Raw genomic sequence first — 5487 nt, 5'->3', positions numbered from 1 at the left:
GCAGGTTAGGCTAGCCTCAAATCACTTAGGGGGAGCGTATTCCTGTGTGCTCGTTCCCGTTGAAGGAAAGGTTTTTCCATGGTTGCTATCAGCCGGCGCGCGAAAGCCGTGCTCGCGATTGTCTCAGCGGCAGCGATTGCTCTGACAGGGTGCTCGCGCGGAAGTGGCGAGGACAGCACGGGTGCGGACAGCGCTGAGGAGGTGCGCGTTGCCAGCCTAGGGCTGGGTGATGCCGATACCGTGCTGGCACTCGGAATCACTCCGGTTGCCGTAGCACCATGGGGTGCGCAAGGCGACGGTGATGGCTCCGGCGTTGGCCCATGGGCGAAGGAGCTTTTGGGAGATGCCCAGCCCGAGGTAATTTATAACACCGCTTCCGGTTTCACGGCAGAGGTACTTGAGCAGGTCACTGCCTCGGATCCCACACAGATCATCGCCGTGAACCAGGCAGTGGACCAGGAGGCAAAGAAATCCCTCGAGGATATCGCTCCGCTGACCGTGAAGCCCGAAGGTTTCGAGGACTGGCAGATCCCCTGGGATGAGCAAGTTAAGACCATCGCCTCTGCCGTGGATAAGGAAGAGGAGGGGGAGAAGCTCATTGACCAAGCAGAGGGCGCCTTTGAGCAGTTCAAGGACTCCCACCCGGAGCTACAGGGCAAACGAGCAGCCATCGTCATGCCCTATGACGGAAAGCTGGGTCTCTACACACCAGGGGATGGCCGCGGCCAGTTCATTGAAGATCTCGGCTTTGAGATCCCGCAGGAACTGCAGGGCGATGGTTCGAGCTTCTTCGTGGACTATGCACCGGAAAACTACTCCCAGCTCAACAACGTGGACTACCTGTTCGTCTTGGATTACAACGGTGCAGTCGATGAGCTGAAAAAGGATTCCACGTTCCAAGGCTTGGACGTGGTCAAGGATGGCCGTGTTCGCTATCTGGACACGGACACCGGCAATGCGATGAGCATGCCAAATCCGCTGACGATCCCGTGGGCCGTCAACAAGTTCGAAGAGAAGCTCTAAGTGCTCGCACTACCGAGGAAGGCTAACGCTATCCACGGTGCTGCGGGCGCACACCGCGGCGACAAGGCAGCCACACTGGATTCGCGGGGGAGAAGCCGCGCGCGGCTGACTACGGGACTCGTTATTGCGACCCTTCTCCTTTTCCTGTGCTCGCTGGTAGTGGGCTCTAGGACTATCCCGTTGCCTGATCTGTTCTCTGCACTTCTTCATGGGGGCGAAGCAGACATCGAGAACATCGTGTGGGATTTGCGTATCCCCCGCACGTTCGTGGCCTACTTCGCGGGAGCGGCAATCGCGGTATCAGGTGTTATTGCTCAGTCCTGGACTAGAAACCCCTTGGCTGATCCGGGCTTCATCGGTATCACTGCGGGAGCCTCGTTCCTGGTTGCCCTCGGGACGGTGCTAGGTGTCGCCACCTCAACCGGGATGCGGACCGCGCTCGCCCTCGTAGGCGCCGGCCTAGCCACAGCATTAGTGCTGGGTGTGTCCCGCAGGTTTCAGGATCCTTTGACGCTGGTCTTGGTCGGCGCAGGTGTTGCTGCTGCCTTGAGTTCTGGCGCCATGTTGATCGGCCTGTACTCCACGGATGTCCTCGACAGCATGCGCCGGTGGACCATTGGCTCCACGTTTGGGCGCGGTCCAGAAGACGTCGCCATCGCGGGTGCCGGATTGCTCATCGGGTTTATCATCGCCGCACGTGTGGCGCGCCCGCTCGATCTTCTGGCAATGGGGGAGGAATCCTCGGTTGCTTTAGGTGGTTCTCCCACGCTGGCGCGGCGCGGCGCTGCCTTGAGCATCGTTGTCCTAGCGGGATGCGCTACCGCGGCGACGGGGCCCATTGCCTTCGTTGGCTTTGCCATCCCCCATCTGCTGCGCCGGTTCACGGGGCCAGAAGTTACCGCGATGATTGCTCCTGCCGCATTGCTCGGTGGTTGCTCCGTACTCGCTGCAGATATTCTAGGCCGCCTCATCGCGGGCCCCTCTGAGCTGGAGATGTCCATCGTCTTGGCCGTTGTGGGCGCACCATTTCTCATCTGGGCCGTACACCGTGGGGAGCACAAGCTATGAGTGGACGGGTGAAGGGGGACGTCGTCAAGCATCTGCGTTCCCAAGAGCGGCAGCGCCGGACATGGATATGGGCAGCGACCTGCTTCTTTGTTCTGGTCGCAGCAAGCTCCTATGTCCTCCTGCTGGGTCAAGGACCCGTGGACTTGAGCCCGGGGCGGGTCCTGGAGATCCTCAACGGCGGCGGAAGCCGAAGCGAAATCCGCGTTGTCTGGGACCTGCGCATGCCGGTAGCGCTAGCGACCCTCATCGTGGGTGCCGCGCTCGGACTGGCGGGGTCGTGGACGCAGTCAATGTCACGCAATCCGCTGGCCTCGCCCGACATTCTTGGCGTGACTGGTGGCGCGTCCGTCATGGTGGTCCTCGGAACGGTATTCTCCCGGCCTGTGCTTGCCGACGGGCTCTCCATGTTCTGGTGGAGGGCCGGACTCGCGCTGCTGGGGGCCGTGCTGGCGGCCATCCTGCTGGTGGCACTTGGGGGAATCGGCACGAGCAACCGCATCGTCATCGTCGGAATCGCGCTCTCCCTACTGTTCCAAGCGCTGGTGGCGTATCTCTTGCGCGCAGCCGAGCTCCTCCGCGCGGCGCAATCGCAGCTGTGGCTGGCGGGAACCACGGGTTTCGTGCGTATGGACGTCATCATTCCACTGCTCGTGGGGCTGACTCCTTTCGTGGTGCTTGGCCTGTGGTGTGCTCGGGAGCTGCCGCTCCTTGCGCATGATGATCTCTCGGCTCTTTCCCTCGGGGTCAACATCACGCGAACACGCGCGCTGCTGCTGGTGGCAGCTACGGGCATCTGCGCGGTGACCGTATCCGTGGCCGGCCCCATTGGTTTCATTGCGCTTCTCGCCCCTCATGTGGGGCGCATTGTTGCCCGGACGCCCACGCCTGTGCCACTGGTCTCCTGTGCCGCAGGCGCTGCCTTGTTGAGCGCGTGCGCTGTCATTGCTGGAGCGTTGCCGATGGACGCTCCGGTGGGTGCAGTCTCCTCCATCATCGGAGGGTGCGCCCTAGTCATCTTGGTGTGGAACGCCGCACGGCGGAGAGGATAAAAAGCTTGTGAAAGACAGAGAAATTACAGCTACCGGTATTCATGCCGGCTATAAGGACGGGGACGACATCCTGTCCGGCGTTGACCTGGTGGCCCACCCGGGTGAAATCACTACGCTCATTGGGCCTAATGGCTGTGGAAAGTCCACGTTGCTGAAGACCTTGTCTAAGATTCTTCGCCCGCGGCAGGGGAGCGTGCACATCGGCGAGCTGGACGTGCACGCTATGAGCCCGAAGGAAGCAGCTGCCCACGTGGCGCTTTTGCCGCAGCAGCCGACGGCGCCGGACGGGCTACGGGTGGGCGAGCTCGTAGCGCGCGGCCGCTACCCGCACCTGGGCCGCGGTCGGGGACTGTCTGCGAAGGACCGTGACATCATCGCACAGGCCTGCGTGGAGACTGGTATTACTGACTTCATCGACCGTGACATCGCGGCGCTCTCGGGCGGCCAGCGCCAGCGGGTCTGGCTAGCGCTGGCCTTGGCGCAGGACACGCCGGTGCTGCTACTCGACGAACCCACAACCTTCCTCGATCCAGCCCATGCCATCAGCGTTTTAGAGCTCGTGCGCAAGCAAGCCGACGCGGGGAAAACAGTCGTCGTCGTGTTGCACGATCTCATGCTGGCCGGCCAGTACTCCGACACCATGGTGGTCATGAACAACGGCGAGGTCATCGCGCAGGGAACTCCCCGTCAGGCGTTGACAAAAGAAGTGTTGGCAGCCGCCTATGGCATCGACGTCGAGATCTGGGAAGACCCGCGAAGCGACGCCCCCGTCATCGTTCCGCGTGGGGTGCTCAGCGAATAACAACTGTCCCAAAAGAAGCACGAGACAACCTCTCGGCGCAGTGATTTGGAGTTTGGGCAGGTCGGGTTGTAGAGTACCTAGCGAAGTTTGAACGGCCCGCTGAGGCCGAGTCAAAGTTCACCGAAGACCGTCGGTCATCCGGAATGTCGGATCGAAGGTTCCTCGCTCTAGAGGACGGCCCACGCAGGAGACACTTTGCGAATGAACGCGGATTCCCGCGCGCCCTGTGCTCTTGCACGGGGCTTTTGTTATTTCGGTTGTCCATCGGGCAAGCGGAGTAGGGAAGGCCCCGGCGGAAAACACAAGAGATGTTTCGAAAGGAGGCGAAGTAGAAAATGGCAAACCCGAAGAACACCGCAGACCTGGCAAAGCTGAAGGAGAAGCTCGATGGTGCTAACTCCATCGTGCTTACCGAGTACCGTGGCCTGACCGTGGGTCAGCTCCAGGAGCTGCGTAACAACCTCGGCTTTGACGTTGAGTACTCCGTCGCCAAGAACACCCTTTTCAAGATCGCTGCCAACGAAGCTGGCATCGAGGGTCTTGACGAGCACCTGACTGGCCCGACCGCTATTGCGTTCATCAAGGGCGAGGCAGTGGATGCTGCGAAGGTCATCACCAAGTTCGCTGATGACAACAAGGCTCTCGTTATCAAGGGTGGCTACATGGACGGCGACGCTCTGTCTGCCGACCAGGTTGAGGCCATCGCCAAGCTGGACAACCGCGAGACCACTCTCGCAAAGCTGGCTGGCGCCATGAAGGGTTCTATGGCAAAGGCTGCCGCCGTATTCAACGCTCCTGCAACCAAGATGGTCCGCACCGCTGCGGCCCTGCAGGACAAGAAGGCTGCGGAAGCTTAAGACGCCACTTACAGGCGCACAACTTAAACACACACACTTATCTGGCTGCCTAGCGCGGCCAGGAACAATGAGAAAGGATGCCAATCATGGCTAAGCTCACCAAGGACGAGCTCATTGAAGCTTTCAAGGAAATGACCCTCATCGAGCTCTCCGAGTTCGTTAAGGAATTCGAGGAGGTCTTCGACGTTGAGGCCGCTGCTCCGGTTGCCGCTGTTGCTGCTGGTGCCCCGGCTGCTGGCGGTGCCGCTGAGGAAGAGAAGACCGAGTTCGACGTCGTTCTGACCGACGCTGGCGCTAAGAAGATCGGCGTTATTAAGGCTGTTCGCGAGATCGTCTCCGGCCTGGGCCTGAAGGAAGCCAAGGAAATGGTTGAGGGTGCTCCGAAGGCTATCCTCGAGGGTGCTTCCAAGGACGACGCTGAGGCTGCTAAGGCTAAGCTCGAAGAGGCTGGCGCTTCCGTCGAGCTCAAGTAATTCACCTGAATTACTCAGCTTTCCCGCGCGGCACATTCGCTGCGCACCAACAACCTCGTTCCGCTTGTGTGCGGTGCGGGGTTGTTCCCGTTTTGTCGGGACCCCGATGTCCCGGCGGATTCTAAACATTTAGTGTCAGATCTTGACACTAGGGTCAAAACGAGACACTATCGGCGTGGGGGCTTAAGGGACATTTCGTGTGGATTTGCGGCGTG

General features: G+C 60.6%; 6 protein-coding genes. All 6 read left to right on the top strand.

What is annotated here, in order from left to right; genetic code table 11:
• Positions 1 to 78 precede the first annotated feature (78 nt).
• The 6 genes from RDN59_RS11260 to rplL all read left to right on the top strand — a co-directional run bounded on the left by RDN59_RS11260 (position 79) and on the right by rplL (position 5272).
• The gene (locus RDN59_RS11260; RefSeq protein ID WP_308607922.1) at positions 79 to 1023 is read left to right on the top strand and encodes an ABC transporter substrate-binding protein; all 945 of its coding nucleotides are present in this window, start codon (positions 79 to 81) and stop codon (positions 1021 to 1023) included.
• Positions 1024 to 2091, top strand: coding sequence for an iron ABC transporter permease (locus RDN59_RS11255; protein WP_308607921.1), 1068 nt, complete (start codon positions 1024 to 1026; stop codon positions 2089 to 2091). It abuts the gene before it with no gap.
• Positions 2088 to 3140 carry an iron ABC transporter permease gene (locus RDN59_RS11250; RefSeq protein WP_308607920.1) on the top strand — a complete coding sequence of 351 codons (1053 nt, stop codon included), beginning with the start codon at positions 2088 to 2090 and terminating at the stop codon, positions 3138 to 3140. Before RDN59_RS11255 ends, RDN59_RS11250 begins: the two co-directional genes overlap by 4 nt.
• A 7-nt stretch (positions 3141 to 3147) precedes the next feature.
• Complete coding sequence (locus RDN59_RS11245) at positions 3148 to 3942, top strand: ABC transporter ATP-binding protein (protein ID WP_308607919.1); 795 nt, start codon at positions 3148 to 3150, stop codon at positions 3940 to 3942.
• Positions 3943 to 4277: 335 nt separating this feature from the next.
• Positions 4278 to 4799, top strand: coding sequence for a 50S ribosomal protein L10 (gene rplJ, locus RDN59_RS11240; RefSeq protein ID WP_070562627.1), 522 nt, complete (start codon positions 4278 to 4280; stop codon positions 4797 to 4799).
• Between the two features lie 86 nt (positions 4800 to 4885).
• The gene (gene rplL / locus RDN59_RS11235) at positions 4886 to 5272 is read left to right on the top strand and encodes a 50S ribosomal protein L7/L12 (RefSeq protein ID WP_039673587.1); all 387 of its coding nucleotides are present in this window, start codon (positions 4886 to 4888) and stop codon (positions 5270 to 5272) included.
• The last annotated feature ends 215 nt before the right edge of the window (positions 5273 to 5487 follow it).

The organism is uncultured Corynebacterium sp. (assembly GCF_902489365.1).
GTDB lineage: Bacteria > Actinomycetota > Actinomycetes > Mycobacteriales > Mycobacteriaceae > Corynebacterium.
The sequence above is the reverse complement of the archived record's forward strand: the minus strand, read 5'-3'. Positions and strand labels throughout refer to the sequence as shown.